Origin of the sequence: Parvularcula marina, assembly GCF_003399445.1 — a bacterium.
Lineage (GTDB): Bacteria > Pseudomonadota > Alphaproteobacteria > Caulobacterales > Parvularculaceae > Parvularcula > Parvularcula marina.
In genome coordinates, this window is record NZ_QUQO01000017.1 from 1 (window position 1) to 617 (window position 617).

Annotated in this window: 1 protein-coding gene; it reads right to left on the bottom strand. The window is 48.0% G+C overall.

Features of this window, described 5'->3' with window-relative positions; all coding sequences use genetic code 11:
• Nucleotides 1–185 precede the first annotated feature (185 nt).
• Nucleotides 186–617 (bottom strand): CotY/CotZ family spore coat protein (locus DX908_RS16920; RefSeq protein WP_233508746.1); only part of this gene is annotated, 432 nt, incomplete at its 5' end.

Below are 617 nucleotides of genomic sequence, written 5' to 3' on the forward strand. Positions count from 1 at the left end.
CTACCGCTTCACGCACACAGTATGTTGTATGCTTGCTCATAATATCCCTCCTGACTTCACGTTTTATATACCGGATTAAACGATATCGGAGAGTCAGCCGCCCGGAAGTCCGGACGGGCTGATGATTGCATCTGTAATAGAAGGTTGGAAGGGGATTCTTCTTTAGGAAAGATGCGAATCAATGACTATCCGTGATGCTTTTTCTCTTTGTGCGGCTCAGGCCGGTCAACAAGCTCCGGTGAAAGGCATTGAATGGCGCTGAAGCAGCTCAGATCAACTTCAATGCAAAAATCTGTTTTTTCTAAACCGAAGAAATCCGGGTCACAAGGATGGCAGACGCTGAGGGTGTCGCCGTGCACATCTACGGGGCGCAATACTGAAAGCGTTGCGCAGCAATCACAAACTCTTTCTGCCCGGAAGAAAATAGACTCGAAGCACTGGCTGTCATCCGCAAATCCTCCGACGTTCCCGAATGTGGAGAACAAACCGCCTTTTTTATCAAACAAGAGAAACGGGATGGTATCTTTACCGGTAACCGTCGGGCTTAACAGATTGGTATAGCATCCAGTCGGGCATTGTTCTTCAACAGCCTCTTGTTCTGCTAAAATCTTCTCGAC